This window comes from Sphingomonas abaci, assembly GCF_014199625.1.
GTDB classification, from domain to species: domain Bacteria; phylum Pseudomonadota; class Alphaproteobacteria; order Sphingomonadales; family Sphingomonadaceae; genus Sphingomonas; species Sphingomonas abaci.
In genome coordinates this window covers 897601-916516 of record NZ_JACHNY010000001.1, presented here as the reverse complement: position 1 = coordinate 916516, position 18916 = coordinate 897601, and the positions used below count along the sequence as shown (strand labels likewise).

Genomic DNA, 18916 nt, shown 5'->3' with positions numbered 1-18916 from the left:
AAGGAGGGCGGTTTCGTGACGCCGGCGTCTCCTAGCCGCGCGCTGCTCCTTGCCCTTTTGTGGCCCGTCCTGCTCGCCGGCTGCGCGCGGCCGCCGCAGGGGGGCGGGGGCATCGTGTCGACCAATCCGTGCGCGGACGCGATGCTGGTGGAGATGGTGCCGGCGACCCGCATCGCCGCGGTCAGCCATTATTCGCAGACGCCGGGCGCCTCCTCCATGCCGCTGGCCCTCGCGCGCCGCTTCCGCGCGACGGCGGGGACGGCGGAGGAGGTGATCGCGCTCCGCCCCGATCTGGTCGTTGCCTCCAGCTTCACCGCGCCCGCGACGCGCGACGCCTGGGCGCGCGCCGGGCTGAAGACGCTCTATCTCGGCATCCCGGCCAGCATCGCCGCCAGCACTGCACAGGTGCGCGAACTGGCGGGCGCGGTTGATGCCAGACCCGCCGGCGAGCGGATCGTCCAGGGCATCGACCAGGCCCTGCGCCGCACCCGGCCGCGCGATGCGCGGCGGCCCCGCGCGCTGCTCTATATCGCGGGCGATCTTGCCAATGGCGGCGGGACGTTGCTGGATGAACTGATGACGCATGTCGGCCTGACCAATGCCGCCGCCGGTTATGGACTGGCTTTCACCGGGCGACTGCCGGCCGAGACCCTGGTCGCGCATCCGCCCGAGCTGGTGATCGCGCCCGACACCGACCGGCTGGCGCGGTTGCGCGAACGGTTGTTGCCGAAGACCAGGGCGGCGGGGATCGACCCGGCGCTGCTCTATTGCGGCGGACCCGCGATCCCGCCGGCGCTCGACCGGCTCGCCGCGATCCGCAGGAACGTGCCATGAGCCAGTCGATGCGCCTTGCCGCGCTCGCGCTGCTGGTGGCGCTGCTGTTCGGCGGCTCGCTGGCCTGCGGCAAGGCGGTGGTGCCATGGTCGGCCTGGTTCTCGGGCGATCCGCGCTGGTGGATCGTCGCCGAGCTGCGCTTGCCGCGCGCGGTGCTGGCGCTCAGCCTGGGCGCGGTGCTGGGCCTGTCGGGGGCGGTGCTCCAGGGCTATCTGCGCAATCCGCTCGCCGATCCGGGGGTGGTCGGCATCTCGGCGGCGGCGGCGCTGGGCGCGGTGGTCGCGATCGTCTTCGCCTCCGCCAGCGGCGTGGGGGTGTTCGCCGCCGCGATCCTGGCGGCCGGCGGCGCGATGGCGCTGCTCGCGGCGCTGACCTGGCGTTCCGATTCCACCGTCACCTTCGTGCTGGCGGGCACGGTGCTGGCGAGCCTGGCGGGGGCGCTCACCGCCTTCACCATCTCGGTCGCGCCCAACCCCTATGCGGTGGCGGAGGCGATGGACTGGCTGATGGGCGCGCTGACCGACCGGAGCTGGCCCGATGTCGCGCTGGCGCTGCCGCCGATGGCGCTCGGCGCACTGCTGCTGGCGCTGACCGGCCGATCGCTGGATGCCTTGGCGCTGGGCGAGCCGGCGGCGCGGTCGCTGGGCGTGCGGCTCGGCGCCGTGCGGCTGCTGGTCGTCGCCGGCACCGGCCTGGCAATCGGCGCAGGCGTGGCGGCGACGGGGGTGATCGGTTTCGTCGGGTTGATCGTGCCGCACCTGCTGCGCCCTGTTTTCGGCCACCGGCCGGGCGCGCTGCTGCTGCCCGCGAGTCTCGGCGGCGCGGCGCTGCTGCTCGCGGGCGACAGCCTGGTTCGGCTTGCCCCCGGTGCGGGCGAGGTGCGGCTGGGCGTCGCCATGGCGCTGATCGGCGCGCCTTTCTTCCTGTGGCTGCTGCTGCGCGCGAGGCATGACGCATGGCACTGATCCTCGATTCCGTCGGCGTGACGCTTGGCGGCCGCCACGTGCTGGCGGACGTGTCGGCGCGGCTGGAGCCGGGCCGCATCACCGCGATCCTGGGGCCGAACGGCGCGGGCAAGAGCAGCCTGGTCAAGGCGATGGCCGCGCTGCTGGCGCATGACGGCAGGGTCGCGCTCGACGACCGCCCGGTCGCGTCGCTCTCGCCGGAGACTCGCGCCCGCCGCATCGGTTATCTGCCGCAGGACGCGACCGTCCACTGGAACATGCGCGTGGCTGAGATCGTCGCGCTCGGCCGCCTGCCGCATCGCCGCGCCCCGTTTGGCGAATCCGATGCGGACCGCACCGCGATCGCAGCGGCGATGGCGGCGACCGGGACCATGGCCTTCGCCGATCGTCTGGTCGGCACGCTGTCGGGCGGCGAGCGGGCGCGGGTGCTGCTGGCGCGCGTGCTGGCGGGCGCGCCGGAGTGGCTGCTGGCGGACGAACCGCTCGCCAGCCTCGACCCGGCGCACCAGATCGACCTGCTCGACCGGCTGCGGGCCGTGGCGGCGTCGGGCGCGGGGGTGGTGGTGGTGCTGCACGACCTGGTTCAGGCGGCACGCGAGGCCGACGACGTGCTGCTGCTCCACCAGGGCCGGGTCGCCGGTTTCGGTCTCGCCGGCGACGTCCTGACGGCGGCGCGACTGGCCGAAACCTTTGGCGTGCGCGTCGTGATGGTCGAGAAGGCAGGCCGTCGCCTGCCGGTGCCGATCGGCCGGATCGGACTTGTATCGGAGGGCTGAACCGGACAAAGCGGCAAAAAAAGAGCAGGAGAGTTTCGATGCGCACGATCGGTCATGTGATCGGCGGGTCTGCCGGCGCCGATGCGGCCGGCGGCGGCCGGATCGCCGAGGTGTTCGACCCGAACAGCGGCCAGGTGCAGGCGCGGGTGACTTTGGGCACCGCCGCCGACCTCGACCGCGCGGTCGCCATCGCGCAAGGCGCGCAGCCCGGCTGGGCCGCCACCAACCCGCAGCGCCGCGCCCGCGTGATGTTCCGCTTCAAGGACCTGGTCGAGGCGAACATGGACGCCCTCGCGCACATGCTCTCCGCCGAACATGGTAAGGTGACCGCCGATTCGAAGGGCGACATCCAGCGCGGGCTGGAGGTGATCGAGTTCGCCTGCGGCATCCCGCACGTGCTGAAGGGTGAATACACGCAGGGCGCCGGCCCCGGCATCGACGTCTATTCGATGCGCCAGCCGCTGGGCATCGGTGCGGGCATCACGCCCTTCAACTTCCCGGCGATGATCCCGATGTGGATGTTCGGCGTCGCGATCGCCTGCGGCAACGCCTTCATCCTCAAGCCGTCGGAGCGCGACCCCTCGGTGCCGGTGCGCCTGGCGGAACTGATGCGCGAAGCCGGCGCGCCGGAAGGCATCCTGCAGGTGGTGCAGGGCGACAAGGAGATGGTCGACGCGATCCTCGACCATCCGGCGATCGGCGCGGTCAGCTTCGTGGGTTCGTCCGACATCGCCCATTATGTCTATCGGCGCGGCGTCGAGGCGGGCAAGCGCGTCCAGGCGATGGGCGGGGCGAAGAACCACGGCATCGTCATGCCCGACGCGGATCTGGACCAGGTGGTCGCCGACCTCGCGGGCGCGGCGTTCGGTTCGGCGGGCGAGCGGTGCATGGCGCTGCCCGTGGTGGTGCCGGTGGGCGAGCGGACGGCGGACGCGCTGCGCGCGAAACTGATCCCGGCGATCGAGGCCCTGCGCGTCGGCGTCTCGACCGATGCGGAGGCGCATTACGGTCCGGTCGTCAACGCCGCGCACAAGGCCAAGGTGGAGCAGTGGATCCAGACCGGCGTCGACGAGGGTGCCGATCTGGTCGTCGATGGGCGCGGCTTCACGCTACAGGGGCATGAGCAGGGCTTCTTCATCGGTCCGTCGCTGTTCGACCGGGTGACGCCGGCGATGCAGAGCTACAAGGAGGAGATCTTCGGCCCCGTCCTCCAGATCGTGCGCGCGCCCGATTTCGAGACGGCGCTGCGCCTGCCCTCCGAGCATCAATATGGCAACGGCGTCGCCATCTTCACGCGCAACGGACATGCCGCGCGCGAGTTCGCGGCGCGCGTCAACGTCGGCATGGTCGGCATCAACGTGCCGATCCCGGTGCCGGTCGCCTATCACAGCTTCGGCGGGTGGAAGCGCTCGGCCTTCGGCGACATCAACCAGCATGGCATGGAGGGCGTGCGCTTCTGGACGCGGACCAAGACCGTGACGCAGCGCTGGCCCGACGGCTCGGTCGACCTGCCACGCGGCGCGGAGGATGGCGGACCCGCGCGGGTGCAGGACGCGTTCGTCATCCCAACCATGGGCTGAGCCATGGATCGTTCCAAGGGAGCTCGACCCATGCGCCATGTCGTAAAAGCCACCAGCCTGATGCTCGCTGCCTGTAGTGGCGGCGGCTCGGGCAACAACCAAAGCGACGAGGTTGCCGTCGCGCAGGTGCAGGAACCGACGCCGGAGAACCTGCTCGACGATCCGCAGAACAGCGCCGTGCCGCTGGGATCGCGCGGCAATGCGATACCCGGTCCCGCGCCGCTGGCCACCATCCCCGCCCGCTTCCAGGGCCGCTGGGGGATGACCGCCGCCGATTGCGACCCCTCGACCGGAGCGGACAAGGGCAAGCTGACCATCGCCGGCAACCGCCTGGCGTTCTTCGAATCGCGCGGCGATGCGACCAGGATCGTACAGACGCAGCCGACCCAGATCGCCTTCGACCTGCCGATGAGCGGCGAGGGGGCGAAATGGTCGGAGCGGACGACCCTGACCCTGCTGGAAGACGTCAAGATGCTGGTGCGCCAGAAGACGGTGCCGGGCGCGAAGCCAGAGACCATTCGCTACGTGCGCTGTCCCGCCTGAGAGATATCGATGCAAAATCAATTCGACCTGACCGACGACCAGCGCGAGATCCAGGACCTGGCGCGCCGCTTCACCGCCGACCGCATCACCCCCTTCGCGGCCGAATGGGACGAGAAGCACCTCTTCCCGCGCGACACGATCAAGGCGGCGGCCGAGCTGGGCTTCGCCGCCATCTACGTGTCCGAGGAATCGGGCGGCATCGCGCTCGGCCGGCTGGAGGCGGCGCTGATCATGGAGGCGATGGCCTATGGCTGTCCCTCGACCAGCGCGTTCATCTCGATCCACAACATGGCGTCGTGGATGATCGACGCGTTCGGGTCGGCGCGGGTGAAGGAGAAATATCTCCCGTCGCTGGTCACGATGGACCGGATCGCCAGCTATTGCCTGACCGAGCCTTCGTCCGGCTCCGACGCGGCGGCGCTGAAGACGCGCGCGGTGCGCGACGGGGACGGCTGGCGGGTGACCGGCACCAAACAGTTCATCTCCGGCGGTGGCGAGAACGATATCTATGTCGTCATGGTCCGCACCGGCGAGGAGAAGGCGCGCGGCATCTCGTGCCTGGTGATCGAGAAGGACATGGCCGGCGTCTCGTTCGGCGCGAACGAGCGCAAGCTTGGCTGGCATTCGCAACCGACCGCGCAGGTCATCCTGGAGGATGTGTTCGTGCCGGCCGAGAATCTGGTCGGTGCGGAGGGCGAGGGGTTCCGCATCGCCATGTCGGGGCTGGACGGCGGGCGGCTGAATATCGGCGCCTGCTCGCTGGGCGGCGCGCAACGCTGCCTGGACGAGACGATTGGCTATACGAAGGACCGGCAGCAGTTCGGCCAGCCGATCGCCGATTTCCAGAACACCCAGTTCACGCTGGCCGACATGGCGACCGATCTGGAGGCGTCCCGCGCGCTCCTCTACATGGCCGCCGCCAAGGTGACGGCGGGCGCGCCCGACAAGACCAAGTTCGCGGCGATGGCGAAGCGGCTGGCGACCGACAATGGCTCGGCGATCGTCGACCGTGCGCTCCAATTGCACGGCGGCTATGGCTATCTGATGGATTATCCGATCGAGCGCTTCTGGCGCGACCTGCGCGTCCATTCGATCCTGGAGGGCACCAACCAGGTGATGCGGATGATCATCGGTCGGGAGCTGACCCGGGCATGAGGGGGCAACCGCAAGCGGTGTCACCCTTTCACCGGCTGCCGAGGGGACGGTCGCGAAAGTCTCTACATCGACCCAGCCCCCGTATCACCCCGGCGAAGGCCGGGGTCCAGCTCCGGAGCGATCGTGATGATTCACTGGCGTCCCCCAACTGGACCCCGGCGTTCGCCGGGGTGGTCGGTTGGGTTGCGCAACAATCCCAGCCAGAGGGGGGGCGTGCGGCATGACCGGAGACCTGCTCGTCACCACCGAGCGCGCGGTCGGGCGGTTGCGGCTCAATCGGCCACAGGCGATCCACGCGCTCAATCGCGGCATGTGCGTCGCCATGCTGTCGGCGCTGGAGGCGTGGCGCGCGGATCTCAGCGTCGAGGCGATCATCCTCGACCATCTGCCCGCCCCCGATGGTGACCCGAAGCGGTCGCGGGGCTTCTGCGCGGGGGGCGACATCCGCCTGATCGCGGAGAGCGGCGCGGGCGACGGCGCGGCGGCGCGCGCCTTCTTCGCGACCGAGTACCGGCTGAACGCGCGGCTGTTCACCTATGCCAAGCCGATCGTCGCGGTGATGGACGGCATCACCATGGGCGGCGGCGTCGGCATCGCCATGCCCTGCCGCTATCGGATCGCGACCGAGAACACCCGGTTCGCGATGCCGGAGACGGGCATCGGCCTGTTCCCGGACGTCGGCGGCGGCTGGTATTTGTCGCGGCTGCCGGGGCATATCGGCGTCTATCTGGCGCTGACCGGCCACCGGCTGGACGGCGCGGAGGCCCATGCCCTGGGCCTCGCCACCCATTACCTGCCCGCCGCCGCGCTGGACGAGGCCAAGCGCCGCATCGTCGCCGCGCCGCAGGACATCGCGGCGATCCTGTCCGACCTGTCGGCCCCGCCGCCCGAGGCGCGCATCCTGGCCGACCGCGAGGCGATCGACCGGCTGTTCGCCGCCGACCGGATGGAGGAGATCGTCGCCGCGCTGGAGGCGGATGGCGGCGATTGGGCAAGAGCGCAGCTCGCCACGCTGGCCACCAAATCGCCCCAGGCGCTGAAGGTGTCGCTGAAGCTGGTGCGCGACGGCGTGACCATGCCGACCTTCGAGGACGAGATGGCCCAGGAATATGCGGTCGCGTCCCACGTCGTGCAGCGCCACGATCTGGTCGAGGGGGTGCGCGCGCTGATCGTCGACAAGGACCAGTCGCCGCGCTGGCAGCCGGCGACGCTCGACGGCGTCAGCGACCATCTGATCGACCAGATCTTCGCACCCCTGCCCGAGGCCGAGGCCTGGACCCCTTATGGAGACGATCATGGCTGAATATCAAACCCTGCTGGTCGAGCAGCGTGGCCCCGTCACCCTCGTCACGCTCAACCGGCCGGAGGCGCTGAACGCGCTCAACGCGCAGCTCCTGTCCGACCTGCTGGCGGCGATGGCGGTGTTCGAGGCGGATGCGACGCAGGGCTGCGCGGTGCTGACCGGCAGCGCCAAGGCGTTCGCGGCCGGCGCCGACATCAAGGAGATGCAGGCGCAGGGCTTCGCCGACATGTATGCGCACGATTTCTTCGCCGGCTGGGACCAGTTCACCCGCACGCGCAAGCCGGTGATCGCGGCGGTCGGCGGCTATGCGCTGGGCGGCGGCTGCGAAGTGGCGATGATGTGCGACTTCATCCTGGCGGCGGACAGCGCCAAGTTCGGCCAGCCCGAGATCAAACTGGGCGTGACGCCGGGGATGGGCGGGTCGCAGCGGCTGGCGCGCGCGGTCGGCAAGGCCAAGGCGATGGAGATGTGCCTGACCGGCCGGATGATGGACGCCGCCGAGGCGGAGCGCGCCGGGCTGGTCAGCCGCGTGATCCCCGCCGCCGATCTGGTCGAGGAAGCCGTCAAGACCGCCGCCACCATCGCCGGCATGGCGCCGCTCGCGATCCTGGCGAACAAGGAGATGGTCAACTACGCCTTCGAGACCGGACTGGCGGCGGGCGTGCAGTTCGAGCGGCGGCTGTTCCACGGCCTGTTCGGCTCGGCCGACCAGAAGGAGGGCATGACCGCATTCGTCGAGAAGCGCAGCGGGCAGTGGCGCGGGCGATGAGAGAGGCTTGAGGCACCCCTTCTTCCACCCCGGCGAAGGCGAGGCCTCTGCGAAAGCCCGTGACCACCATCGCGGCGAAGGCCGGGATTCAGGTAAGGGGCACTTGCACGTTATTCGGAACGTTCCGTGATTTGACCCTGGCCTTCGCCGGGGTGGTGCAAGGGCCGGGGCGGCGGTTCGTCCTGGCCCGCATATTCACATTGAAAGAGCCACCGCAACGACGGCGGCCGGAGAGAGGATCGACGACATGGCGCGCATCGCCTTTATCGGACTGGGCAATATGGGCGGCGGCATGGCCGCGAACCTGGCCGGGGCGGGGCATGAGGTCCACGCCTTCGACTTGTCGGCCGAGGCGCTCGCCCGCGCCGCACAGGCCGGCTGCCACCCCGCCGCCAGCGCGCGAGCGGCGGCGGACGGCGCGGAGGCGGTGGTGACGATGCTGCCCGCCGGCCGCCATGTCGAGACGGTGCAGGCGGAGATCCTGGGTGCGCTGGTCCCGGGCGCCTTGCTGATCGACTGTTCGACGATCGACGTCGCCACAGCCCGCAGCGTCGCCGAGGCCGCCGTCGCACGCGGCTTCATGGCGGTCGATGCGCCGGTGTCGGGCGGGATCGCGGCGGCGGCGGCGGGGACGCTGACCTTCATGGTCGGCGGCGCGCCGGACGCGTTCGAGCGCGCCCGGCCCTATCTGGCGGCGATGGGCAAGGCGGTGATCCATGCCGGCGGCAGCGGTGCCGGCCAGGCGGCGAAGATCTGCAACAACATGGTGCTGGGCGCGACGATGATCGCGACCTGCGAGGCGTTCCGGCTGGCGGAGAAACTGGGGCTGGAGGCGCAGGCCTTCTTCGACATCGCCTCGGTCAGTTCCGGGCAGAGCTGGTCGCTGACCAGTTATTGCCCGGTGCCGGGCGTCGGGCCGACCACGCCGGCCGACCATGATTATCAGGGCGGCTTCGCGGCGGCGCTGATGCTGAAGGATCTGCGCCTGGCGCGCGAGGCGGCGGCGCAGGTCGGCGCCGATACGCCGATGGGCGCCCGCGCCGCCGAGCGCTACGAGGCGTTCGTCGCGGCCCATCCGGATCCGATCGACTTCTCCGCCATCATCAAAAGCCTGTAACGGGGCGCGTCGTACGCGCCCCGCCCCGTCTTACCGCGTTCAGCCCGCCGCCGCGCGCGACCGGGCGGCGAAGCTCTTGCGCAGCTTCTGGAGCTTGGGCGGGATCACCGCCATGCAATAGGGATTGGACCGGCCCGAGGTCTCCCAATAATCCTGGTGATAGCCCTCGGCCGGATACCATTCGCTCATCGGCTCGATCGTGGTGACGATGCGGCCGTGATCCTCGCCGGCGCGCTCGATCGCCTCGCGCGCCTCGGCCGCCTGGGTCTCGTCGGCTGGGAAGATCGCCGAGCGATACTGCGTGCCGACGTCGTTGCCCTGGCGATTGAGCTGGGTGGGGTCGTGCGTCGCGAAGAAGATGTCGAGCAGGTCGGCATAGCGGATGCGGTCGGGATCGAAGCCGACGCGGATCGCCTCGGCATGGCCGGTATCGCCGCCGCAGACCTGCTTGTAGGTCGGGTTGGGCACCGTGCCGCCGATATAGCCGCTCTCGACGCTTTCGACGCCGATCACGTCCTTGAACACCGCCTCGGTGCACCAGAAGCAGCCTCCGGCCAGCGTCGCATATTCGGTCATGAAGATGGTCTCCTTTCCCCCCAGATAGGAACGCGCTAACGCCGCCGCAAAGGGCCCGTGCCCTTCAAGGCTCTGGAGGGAAGCGATGACGGTCGACGGCAAGGTGATGGTGACCGGCGGGGCCGGCTATATCGGCAGCCATGCGGTGCTGGCGCTGCTCGACGCCGGCTATGAGGTGGTGGTGCTCGACAACCTCGTCACCGGCTTCGATTGGGCGGTCGATCCCCGCGCGCCGCTGGTCCGGGCGGACGTCGCGGACGAGGTCGCGGTGCGCGCCGCGATCCGCGCGCACGGCGTGCGCGCGATCATGCATTTCGCCGGGTCGATCATCGTGCCGGAGTCGGTCGCCGACCCGCTCAAATATTACCGCAACAACACCGCCGCCTCGCGATCGCTGATCGAGAGTGCGGTGGTGGAGGGAGTGCCGCACTTCATCTTCTCCTCGACCGCCGCCACCTATGGCACGCCCGAGCGGATGCCGATCGCGGAGGACGATCCCAAGCGTCCGATCAACCCGTACGGCATGTCGAAGCTGATGACCGAGACGATGCTGGCCGATGTCGCGGCGGCGCATCCGATCAACTATTGCGCGCTGCGCTATTTCAACGTCGCGGGCGCGGACCCGGCCGGACGGTCGGGCCAGTCGACCGCGGGGGCCACGCACCTGATCAAGGTCGCGGTGGAGGCGGCGACCGGCAAGCGCGAGCATGTCGGCGTGTTCGGCACCGACTTCCCCACGCCCGACGGCACCGGCGTGCGCGACTATATCCATGTCACCGATCTCGCGGCGGCGCATGTCGCGGCGTTGCAGAAGCTGATCGACCGGCCGGGCGAGAGCCATGTTATGAATTGCGGCTATGGCCGGGGCTTTTCGGTCAACGAGGTGCTCGACGCGGTCGATCGGGTCACCAACCGGCGGATCGAGCGCCGCTATGAGGGGCGGCGCGCGGGCGATCCGGCGGAGCTGGTCGCCGACAATGCCAAGATCCTGGCGACGCTCGACTGGCGGCCAGCGCATGACGATCTTGCCGGGATCATCCGCGACGCGCTGGCCTGGGAACGGGCGCTGGCGGAGCGCGGGCGGTGACCTCGACGGGGACCTGGCGCTCGCTGCTGTTCGTGCCGGGCGACCGGCCGGAGCGGATGGCGAAGGCGGCCGGCTGCGGGGCGGACGCGCTGATCCTGGACCTGGAGGACTCGGTCGCCGCCAGCGCCAAGCCGGCGGCGCGCGAGGCGGTCGCGGCGTTTCTGCGGGAGCCCCGCGTGCTGCCGCTGGTCGTGCGGGTCAATCCGCTCGATTCCGGCCTGGTCGAGGACGACCTGGCTGCGGTGCTGCCGGCGCGGCCCGACGCGCTGATGCTGCCCAAGGCAGAGGGCGCGGCCTCGGTCGCGGCGCTGGCGACGCGCGCCGGCCTGCCGATCCTGCCGGTCGCGACCGAGACGCCGGCGGCGATCTTCCAGCTCGGCAGCTATGCCGGCGTGGCCCAGCATCTCGCCGGCCTGACCTGGGGCGCGGAGGACCTGCCCGCCGCGATCGGCGCGACGTCGGCGCGCGAGGCGGACGGCGGCTATACCGCGCCCTATCAGCTCGCTCGCGCGTTGACCCTGTTCGGCGCGCATGCGGCGGGCGTCGCGGCGATCGAGACGGTGTTTCCCGATTTCCGCGACCTGGACGCGCTCGCCGCCTATGCCGGGCGCGGGCGGCGCGACGGCTTCACGGGGATGATGGCGATCCATCCGGCCCAGGTGCCGGTCATCAACGCCACCTTCACCCCCAGCGACGCGGAGCGCGCGGCGGCGCAGGCGATCGTCGACCTGTTCGCGGCCAACCCGGGCGCGGGCGCGCTGCAGCTCGCCGGACGGATGGTCGACGCGCCGCACCTGAAACAGGCCCGGCGCATCCTGGGGCTGGCCTAGCGTTCGCCGCCGATCGTGGCGCGCATCCGGGCGGTCAGCCACCACCAGCCGAGCGCCCAGAGCGTGCCGAAGCTCCAGCCGGCGAGCACGTCCGACGGCCAGTGGACGCCCAGATAGACGCGGCTCGACCCGATCGCACCGGTCAGCAGGATCGCCGCGCCGAACAGATAGCGGCGGGTCGGCCGGTCGCGCACCACCTGCGCGGCGAGCGCGGCGAGGGTGAGATAGACGATCGCGCTGTTGGTCGCATGGCCGCTTGGGAAGCTGGCGTTGGAGACATCGACCAGGTGCGGCACCAGGTCGGGCCGGGCGCGGCCGATGGTCCGCTTGATCAGCCACACCATCTGCCCGCCGGTCGAGGTGGCCAGCACCAGCGCCAGCGCGGTCAGCCACAGCCGCTGCATCAGCAGGAAGCCGGCGACCAGCACCACCACCAGCGTCACCACCGTGCTGCCGCCCAGCGCGGTCAGGTCGACCGCCACGCCCGGCAGCCAGGCGGGGCCGCCCCAGGCGCGCAGGCCCTGGATGATCGAGCGGTCGAGCGCCAGCGGATCGGGCGCCAGCCAATGGCCGAACAGCAGGGCCAGCAGGGCGGCGATGGCGAGCAGCGAGATGGCGGCCAGCGGCTTGGGCAGCGGGCGGGTGGGGGGAGAAGAAGCCATGCCCTTGGTGTAGGCAGGGCGGGGGGCGGGCGCAAAAGGGAATGTCGCGTGGCGCCGGGCGTTTACGCCGCAAATACAACAAGCAACTTTCGGAAGTGCCGGCTATGCCTGTGATCATCGGATCACGGGATCACGGGATCACGGGATCACGGGATCACGGCACGGCCGGGTCGCGTGCATACCGGAAAGGCTGGAGAGGGGGCTGACATGAGCATGGGCAGGGGCATGGACCGTCGCGGCTTCCTGGGAGGCGCCACGCTGCTGGCGGGATGCGCCACCGTGCCGCGCGCGCCGGCGGCCGCGGCGCCCGGCTTCGTCCGGCGCGAGGGGATGCGGCTGATGCTGGGCGACCGGCCTTACCGCTTCGTCGGCGCGAACATGTGGTATGCGGCCTATCTCGGGGCCGACGCGCCCTATGGCGACCGGGCGCGGCTGGGGCGCGAGCTGGATACGCTGAAGGCGATGGGCGTCACCAACCTGCGCATCCTCGCCTCCGCCGAGGAAGGGCCGCTGCGCAACGCGATCAGGCCCGGCTTCCGCACCGCCACCACGACCAATGCGGCGCTGCTCGCCGGGCTGGACCATGCCCTGGCGGAGATGGCGAAGCGCGACATGCGCGTGGTGCTGTACCTGACCAATTTCTGGGAATGGTCGGGCGGGATGATGACCTACCTGTCCTGGGTCAATGGCGGCCGCTATCTGGACATGAACGATCCGGCGCATCCCTGGCCGGCCTTCGCCAATTTCAACGCGCAATTCTATGGCGATGCGCGCGCCACCGGCCTGTATCGCGACTGGATCCGGACGGTGGTGTCGCGGACCAGCAGCGCGACCGGTCGCCCTTATGCCGACGATCCGACGATCATGGCCTGGCAACTCGCCAACGAGCCGCGCCCGGCGGGCGACGTGGATCATGCCGATGTGGCGCAGTTCACCGCCTGGGTCCGCGACAGCGCCCGGCTGATCAAGTCGCTCGATCCCCACCATCTGGTCTGCACCGGATCGGAAGGGTTGAAGGGGACGCTGGAGCGGCCCGAGATCCTGCTCGCCGAACATGGCGTGGCGGAGATCGACTATCTGACCGCGCATATCTGGCCCAACAACTGGGACTGGGTCCGACAGACCGACCTTGCCGGCACCTATCAGCGCGGCGAGACGCTGACCCGGGATTATATCGCCAGCCATGTCCGCCTGGCCCGGCAAATGGACAAACCGCTGGTGATCGAGGAGTTCGGCTATCCCCGCGACGGCGGCAGCAACGATCCGAGGGTCGCCACCGGATACAAGGACCGGTTCTATCGGCTGATCTATGCGGCGGCGTTGCGCGACATGGGCGAAGGCGGGCCGATCGTGGGCACCAACTTCTGGGCGTGGAACGGCGAGGCGCGGGCCGAGCATTCCGACTATCGGTTCCGCGACGGTGACCGCCACTATATGGGCGACCCCCCGCACGAGCCGCAGGGCTGGTACGGCATCTTCACCGGCGACACGACGGTCCGCATCGTCGCCGACCATGCCGCCGCCGTCGCGCGATTGCCGCAGACCGTTCGGTAGAGGGAGGCTGCGCCATGCTCCGTGCCACGATGACGCTGGCAGCGCTGCTGCTCCAGACGGCGACGCCCGTGCTGGCGCAGGAAGTGCTGGACGCCGATCCCAACCTGCTCGCACCGTCCAAGGACCCAAGGCGCACCACCAACGGTCTGGCCCGGACTCCGCCCATGGGCTGGAACAGTTGGAATAAATTCGGCTGCAAGGTCGACGAGGCGGTGATCCGCCGCACCGCCGATGCGATTGCGGCGAACGGCATGAAGGAGGCGGGCTATGCGTATATCGTCATCGACGATTGCTGGCATGGCAGCCGCGACGCCGATGGCTTCATCACCGAAGATCGCCAGCGCTTCCCCGGCGGGCTCAAGGCGCTTGGCGACTATATCCATGGCAAGGGACTGAAGTTCGGCATCTATTCCGACGCCGGCACCAAGACGTGCGGCGGCCGGCCTGGCAGCCAGGGGCATGAATATCAGGACGCTTTGCGCTATGCGCGCTGGGGCGTCGACTATCTGAAATATGACTGGTGTTCGTCGGGCGTCCGCAATGCCGAGGACGCCTATGCGACCATGGCCGATGCGCTGCGCGCGACGGGGCGGCCGATCCTGTTCTCACTGTGCGAATGGGGCAATTCGAAACCGTGGCTGTGGGCGGCGAAGATCGGCAACATGTGGCGCACCACCGGCGACATCACCGACAAATGGGAAGGGAAGCACGGGCATAGCTGGGGCGTCGCGTCGATCGTCGACCTGAACGAACCGCTCTGGCCCTTCGCAGGCCCCGGCCACTGGAACGACCCTGACATGCTGGAGGTCGGCAATGGCGGGCTGAGCGACGCCGAATATCGCGCGCACTTCTCGCTCTGGGCGATGATGGCTGCGCCGCTGATCGCCGGCAACGATGTCGCCGCCATGTCGGACGCGACCCGCGCCATCCTGCTCAACCGCGCGGTGATCGCCGTCGACCAGGACCCGCTGGGCGCGCAGGGGCATCGGGTATGGCGGAGCGGCGCCCAGGAGGTCTGGGTCAAGCCGATGGCCGATGGCGGGCGCACGCTGCTGCTATGGAATCGCGGCGACGCCCCGGCACGGATCGCCGCCGACTGGCCCAGCCTGGGCCTGCCCGCGACGGTGCGGCTGCGCGGACGCGACCTGTGGGCGCACACGGATCTCGGCCGCCTGTCCGGCCGCTATGCAGCGGAGGTCGCGCCGCATGGCGTCGTGATGGTGCGGCTGGCGCCATGACGGCGGGGCGACAGGATCGTCGTTCCGCCTGCCACGACGGGGGCCGCGATGCCGCTATGGAATAAGGCGGCCTAATTCGTCCGATTGGCGATGTGTCGAGCGCCCGCCGCGAACAGGACAAGGCAAACTGCGCTACCCACGAATTGGACACTTCGAATGACGGCGTCGGGGCCGTGGGGTGAGCCGTTGAAGGAAAAATGACCGATCAGATATCCCAACCCCACGCAAAGCGCGGGAATGTCCTGTTTCTGTCCGGAGAGGAGAAATCTCAGGATCAGGCGAGCCAGAACAAGGATAAGGGCCGTTGTTGCCGCGGCGCCGACGAACGCCTGAAGATAGATCATCTCGACCACCGCTTTGATCGCCATTGGACCTGATTAAGTATGGCAGTTTGCTCAAGGTGATGGCTGGTGGTGAACGGCCTCAATCACGCTGGCGGAACGCGAAGTGCCGGGGATGATGTGCGGTCAGCACGAGCAACGCGGCCACGAACGGCGCCAAGCCGATCAGGGACGCCGCTTCAAAGCCAAGCCACCCGGCCAGATAGGCGACCGCCGTATATTGGCACCATTTGCCGATCACGACGCCCAAGGCGACGAACAGGATGGCATGAACGGACCGTCGCATAGCCTGTGCACTCTGATGCCGCTGGTTGCCGGAATATGCACGGGACGGAGCGGTGTTCAATCCCTGTTCAGAGATGGTCGCAGATCATCCGGCGATGCCTTGACCCAAGGCCATCTCCTCCGCGACAACCGCTGGTAAGGAAAATGGCGCGCCCGGAACGATTCGAACGTCCGACCCTCAGATTCGTAGTCTGATGCTCTATCCAGCTGAGCTACGGGCGCTTGGGAGGTGGCCCTCTAGTCCGGGGGCGATGGGCGCGCAAGCCCTTTGTTGCGGAAAAAATGCACGGGCCGCGCATGATCCAGCCGGTTGAGTAGGGAGCCGCGATCGGCTTAAGGCGTTTGTCGCCATGGCCATGACCGATATCCCCAACGCACAGCCCGACAGCCGGGACACCACCATCCTCGACGCCCCCGACAAGATGGTCGGCGTGCGCGAGATGTTCGGCATCGACCTCGACATGGAGGTCCCCGCCTTTTCCGAAGCGGACGAGCGGGTGCCCGATCTCGACCCCGCCTATGTCTTCGATCGCGACACGACGCTGGCGGTGCTGGCGGGCTTCGCGCACAACCGGCGCGTGATGGTCCAGGGCTATCACGGCACCGGCAAGTCGACCCATATCGAACAGGTCGCGGCGCGCCTGAAATGGCCGTGCATCCGCATCAACCTGGACGCGCATATCAGCCGCATCGACCTGATCGGCCGCGACGCGATCGTGCTGCGCGACGGTCAGCAGGTGACGGAGTTCCGCGAGGGGCTGCTGCCCTGGGCGCTGCAGACGCCGACCGCCTTGGTCTTCGACGAATATGACGCCGGCCGGCCCGACGTGATGTTCGTGATCCAGCGCGTGCTGGAGACGGAGGGCAAGCTGACGCTGCTCGACCAGAATCGCGTGATCCGCCCCAGCAAGTGGTTCCGCCTGTTCGCCACCGCCAACACGGTGGGCCTGGGCGACACCAGCGGCCTGTATCACGGCACGCAGCAGATCAACCAGGGCCAGATGGACCGCTGGAACATCGTCGTCACGCTCAACTACCTGCCCGCCGCGGTCGAGGCGCGGATCGTGCTCGCCAAGTCGGGCGAATATGACAAGCCCGACGGCAAGGCGGTGGTCGACAACATGGTCCGGGTCGCCGACCTGACCCGCAAGGGCTTCGTCAATGGCGACATCTCGACGGTGATGAGCCCGCGCACGGTCATCACCTGGGCGCAGAACGCCTTGATCTTCAACGATGTCGGCCTCGCCTTCCGCCTGTCCTTCCTGAACAAGTGCGACGAGGCGGAGCGGCCGCTGGTGGCGGAATATTACCAGCGCGTGTTCGGCAAGGACCTGCCCGAGAGCGTCGCGGCCAAGGCGTAACGCTGAAGGTGGCGAACGAAACCCCTCTCGACCGGTTCAAGGCGGTGCTGGGCGGCGCGGCCCGCGCGCTGGCCGACGCGCCCGATGTCGAGCTCGCCTATACCGCCGATGCGCCCAGTCAGTCGGGCAAGCATCTGAAGGTGCCGATGCCCGGCCGCACCCTGCCGCCCGAACAGGTGGCGGAGGCGCGCGGCTTCGCGGACGGCTATGCGCTGAAGCTGCGCCATCACGACGCCGGGCTGCATGCGCGCGGCGCACCGGTCGACCCGGTCGCGCGCGCGGTCTTCGACGCGGTCGAGACGGCGCGGGTCGAGGCGCTGGGCAGCCGGGGTTATGCCGGCATCGCCGCCAACCTGGACCAGGCGCTCGATCTGCGGATGCGATCCGATCCACTGACCCGCGCCCGCTCGCGCGCCGAAGTGCCGCTGTCGACCGCGCTCGGCCTGCTCGCCCGCGAGGCGCTGACCGGGCGCGAATCGCCGGCGGTCGCCCAGCCGGGACTGGCGCTGATCCGCGACTGGGTGGCGGCCAAGTCCGACCTGTCGGCGCTGGCGCTGGCGCTCGACGACCAGCGCGCCTTCCAGCAACTCGCCGCCCGGATGCTCGCCGACCTGGAGCTGGTCGAGGGCGAGCAGCAGCCCGACGAGGCGGACGAGGGCGAATCCGACGACGAGGGCAGCGACGAATCGCCCGACGAGGATGGCGACGAGGGCGACGAGCAGGGCGGCGAGGGCCAGGGCGAGGTCGAGGCGCGGGGCGAACAACGCGACTCGGACAGCGATGAGGGCGAGGGCCAGGAGATGGGCGAGGATTCGCCCGACGATCTCGACGGCGAACCCGGCGACGAGGGCGAGGAGGGGATGCAGCCCGTGCGCCCCAACCGGCCGTTCAGCGATTTCAGCCCGCAATTCGACTATAAGCCCTGGACGACCGAGTTCGACGAGGTGGTGACCGCGACCGAACTGTGCGACGCGGACGAGCTGGATCGGTTGCGGGGCTATCTGGACCAGCAACTCGCGCATCTGCAATCGGCGGTGTCGAAGCTCGCCAACCGGCTGCAGCGCCGGTTGATGGCGCAGCAGAACCGGAGCTGGGACTTCGACCAGGAAGAGGGGATGCTGGACGCCGCGCGGCTGGCGCGGGTCGTGGTCAGCCCCGGACAGTCGCTGTCCTATAAGGTCGAGCGCGACACCGAGTTCCGCGACACCGTGGTGACACTGCTGATCGACAATAGCGGGTCGATGCGCGGGCGGCCGATCTCGATCGCGGCGATCTCCGCCGATATCCTGGCCCGCACGCTGGAACGGTGCGGGGTGAAGACCGAGATACTGGGCTTCACCACCCGCGCGTGGAAGGGCGGGCAGGCGCGCGAGACCTGGCTGGCGGCGGGCCGGCCGCCACAGCCGGGGCGGCTCAACGACCTGCGCCACATCATCTACAAAAAGGCGGACGAGCCGTGGCGGCGCGCCCGGCAGAATCTCGGGCTGATGATGCGCGAGGGGCTGCTGAAGGAGAATATCGACGGCGAGGCGCTGCTCTGGGCGCACAATCGCCTGATCGCGCGGCCCGAGGAGCGGCGCATCCTGATGGTGATTTCGGACGGCGCGCCGGTCGATGATTCCACGCTGTCGGTCAATTCGGGCAGCTATCTGGAACGGCATCTGCGCCAGGTGATCGGCTGGATCGAGTCGAAGAGCCCGGTCGAACTGATCGCGATCGGCATCGGCCACGACGTGACCCGCTATTACGAGCGCGCGGTGACGATCATGGACGCCGAGCAGTTGGGCGGCACCATCATGGAGCAACTGGCGGCGCTGTTCGACGCGAAGTGACGGGGACGGGGGCACAACGGAGAGGGCCTTTCCCCCCACGCTCCACCCCGGCGAAGGCCGGGGTCCAGTGACGAAGCGGTGGTGGTAGCTAACCAGCGTCCCTAGACC

19 protein-coding genes and 1 tRNA gene are annotated in these 18916 nt (G+C 69.4%); 15 read left to right on the top strand and 5 right to left on the bottom strand.

Annotated features, from left to right (window positions below; all coding sequences use genetic code 11):
• Positions 1–15 precede the first annotated feature (15 nt).
• From GGQ96_RS04090 to mmsB, 9 genes are all read left to right on the top strand, one after another.
• Positions 16–834: an ABC transporter substrate-binding protein gene (locus GGQ96_RS04090; RefSeq protein WP_343058916.1), complete on the top strand. Its 819-nt coding sequence runs from the start codon at positions 16–18 to the stop codon at positions 832–834.
• On the top strand, positions 831–1799 hold the full coding sequence (locus GGQ96_RS04085; RefSeq protein WP_184111726.1) for a FecCD family ABC transporter permease: 969 nt from the start codon (positions 831–833) through the stop codon (positions 1797–1799). The genes GGQ96_RS04090 and GGQ96_RS04085 overlap by 4 nt, the downstream gene beginning before the upstream one ends.
• The gene (locus GGQ96_RS04080; protein WP_184111725.1) at positions 1790–2575 is read left to right on the top strand and encodes an ABC transporter ATP-binding protein; all 786 of its coding nucleotides are present in this window, start codon (positions 1790–1792) and stop codon (positions 2573–2575) included. Before GGQ96_RS04085 ends, GGQ96_RS04080 begins: the two co-directional genes overlap by 10 nt.
• A 38-nt stretch (positions 2576–2613) precedes the next feature.
• A complete protein-coding gene (locus GGQ96_RS04075) occupies positions 2614–4155 on the top strand; it encodes a CoA-acylating methylmalonate-semialdehyde dehydrogenase (RefSeq protein ID WP_184111724.1) in 1542 nt (513 codons plus the stop codon).
• A 30-nt stretch (positions 4156–4185) separates the two neighbouring features.
• Positions 4186–4698 carry a hypothetical protein gene (locus GGQ96_RS04070; RefSeq protein ID WP_184111722.1) on the top strand — a complete coding sequence of 171 codons (513 nt, stop codon included), beginning with the start codon at positions 4186–4188 and terminating at the stop codon, positions 4696–4698.
• Between the two features lie 9 nt (positions 4699–4707).
• The gene (locus GGQ96_RS04065; protein ID WP_184111720.1) at positions 4708–5853 is read left to right on the top strand and encodes an acyl-CoA dehydrogenase family protein; all 1146 of its coding nucleotides are present in this window, start codon (positions 4708–4710) and stop codon (positions 5851–5853) included.
• A 220-nt stretch (positions 5854–6073) separates the two neighbouring features.
• Positions 6074–7156 carry an enoyl-CoA hydratase/isomerase family protein gene (locus GGQ96_RS04060; RefSeq protein WP_184111718.1) on the top strand — a complete coding sequence of 361 codons (1083 nt, stop codon included), beginning with the start codon at positions 6074–6076 and terminating at the stop codon, positions 7154–7156.
• The gene (locus tag GGQ96_RS04055; RefSeq protein WP_184111716.1) at positions 7149–7925 is read left to right on the top strand and encodes an enoyl-CoA hydratase; all 777 of its coding nucleotides are present in this window, start codon (positions 7149–7151) and stop codon (positions 7923–7925) included. The genes GGQ96_RS04060 and GGQ96_RS04055 overlap by 8 nt, the downstream gene beginning before the upstream one ends.
• Positions 7926–8172: 247 nt before the next feature.
• Entirely contained in the window at positions 8173–9042 is an 870-nt protein-coding gene (mmsB, locus tag GGQ96_RS04050) for a 3-hydroxyisobutyrate dehydrogenase (RefSeq protein WP_184111714.1), read from the top strand.
• A gap of 39 nt (positions 9043–9081) precedes the next feature.
• Here mmsB and msrA read toward each other — a convergent pair whose 3' ends face one another.
• Entirely contained in the window at positions 9082–9618 is a 537-nt protein-coding gene (gene msrA / locus GGQ96_RS04045) for a peptide-methionine (S)-S-oxide reductase MsrA (protein WP_184111712.1), read from the bottom strand.
• A gap of 85 nt (positions 9619–9703) precedes the next feature.
• Between msrA and galE the strand changes: the two genes are divergently transcribed.
• Positions 9704–10705 (top strand): UDP-glucose 4-epimerase GalE, encoded by a 1002-nt coding sequence (gene galE / locus GGQ96_RS04040; RefSeq protein ID WP_184111710.1) that lies wholly within the window; start codon positions 9704–9706, stop codon positions 10703–10705.
• Positions 10702–11535 (top strand): HpcH/HpaI aldolase/citrate lyase family protein, encoded by an 834-nt coding sequence (locus tag GGQ96_RS04035; protein WP_343058914.1) that lies wholly within the window; start codon positions 10702–10704, stop codon positions 11533–11535. The genes galE and GGQ96_RS04035 overlap by 4 nt, the downstream gene beginning before the upstream one ends.
• Here the strand turns inward: GGQ96_RS04035 and GGQ96_RS04030 are convergent.
• Positions 11532–12197, bottom strand: a complete 666-nt coding sequence (locus tag GGQ96_RS04030) for a phosphatase PAP2 family protein (RefSeq protein ID WP_221239756.1) — start codon at positions 12195–12197, stop codon at positions 11532–11534. The genes GGQ96_RS04035 and GGQ96_RS04030 overlap by 4 nt on opposite strands.
• Positions 12198–12404: 207 nt before the next feature.
• Here GGQ96_RS04030 and GGQ96_RS04025 point away from each other — a divergent pair, with 207 nt between their 5' ends.
• Both GGQ96_RS04025 and GGQ96_RS04020 read left to right on the top strand, forming a co-directional pair.
• Complete coding sequence (locus GGQ96_RS04025) at positions 12405–13751, top strand: glycoside hydrolase 5 family protein (RefSeq protein ID WP_221239755.1); 1347 nt, start codon at positions 12405–12407, stop codon at positions 13749–13751.
• Between the two features lie 14 nt (positions 13752–13765).
• Positions 13766–14989, top strand: coding sequence for a glycoside hydrolase family 27 protein (locus GGQ96_RS04020; RefSeq protein ID WP_221239754.1), 1224 nt, complete (start codon positions 13766–13768; stop codon positions 14987–14989).
• 71 nt (positions 14990–15060) lie between these two features.
• Here the strand turns inward: GGQ96_RS04020 and GGQ96_RS04015 are convergent, their stop codons facing one another.
• From GGQ96_RS04015 to GGQ96_RS04005, 3 genes are all read right to left on the bottom strand, one after another.
• The gene (locus GGQ96_RS04015; RefSeq protein ID WP_184111708.1) at positions 15061–15357 is read right to left on the bottom strand and encodes a hypothetical protein; all 297 of its coding nucleotides are present in this window, start codon (positions 15355–15357) and stop codon (positions 15061–15063) included.
• Positions 15358–15412: 55 nt separating this feature from the next.
• On the bottom strand, positions 15413–15616 hold the full coding sequence (locus GGQ96_RS04010) for a hypothetical protein (RefSeq protein WP_184111706.1): 204 nt from the start codon (positions 15614–15616) through the stop codon (positions 15413–15415).
• 144 nt (positions 15617–15760) lie between these two features.
• Positions 15761–15837 (bottom strand) — tRNA-Arg (locus GGQ96_RS04005).
• Between the two features lie 134 nt (positions 15838–15971).
• On the opposite strand from GGQ96_RS04005, the gene cobS reads away from it, so the two are divergent.
• On the top strand, positions 15972–16976 hold the full coding sequence (cobS, locus tag GGQ96_RS04000) for a cobaltochelatase subunit CobS (RefSeq protein ID WP_184112237.1): 1005 nt from the start codon (positions 15972–15974) through the stop codon (positions 16974–16976).
• Positions 16977–16984: 8 nt separating this feature from the next.
• On the top strand, positions 16985–18808 hold the full coding sequence (gene cobT, locus GGQ96_RS03995; RefSeq protein ID WP_184111704.1) for a cobaltochelatase subunit CobT: 1824 nt from the start codon (positions 16985–16987) through the stop codon (positions 18806–18808).
• The last annotated feature ends 108 nt before the right edge of the window (positions 18809–18916 follow it).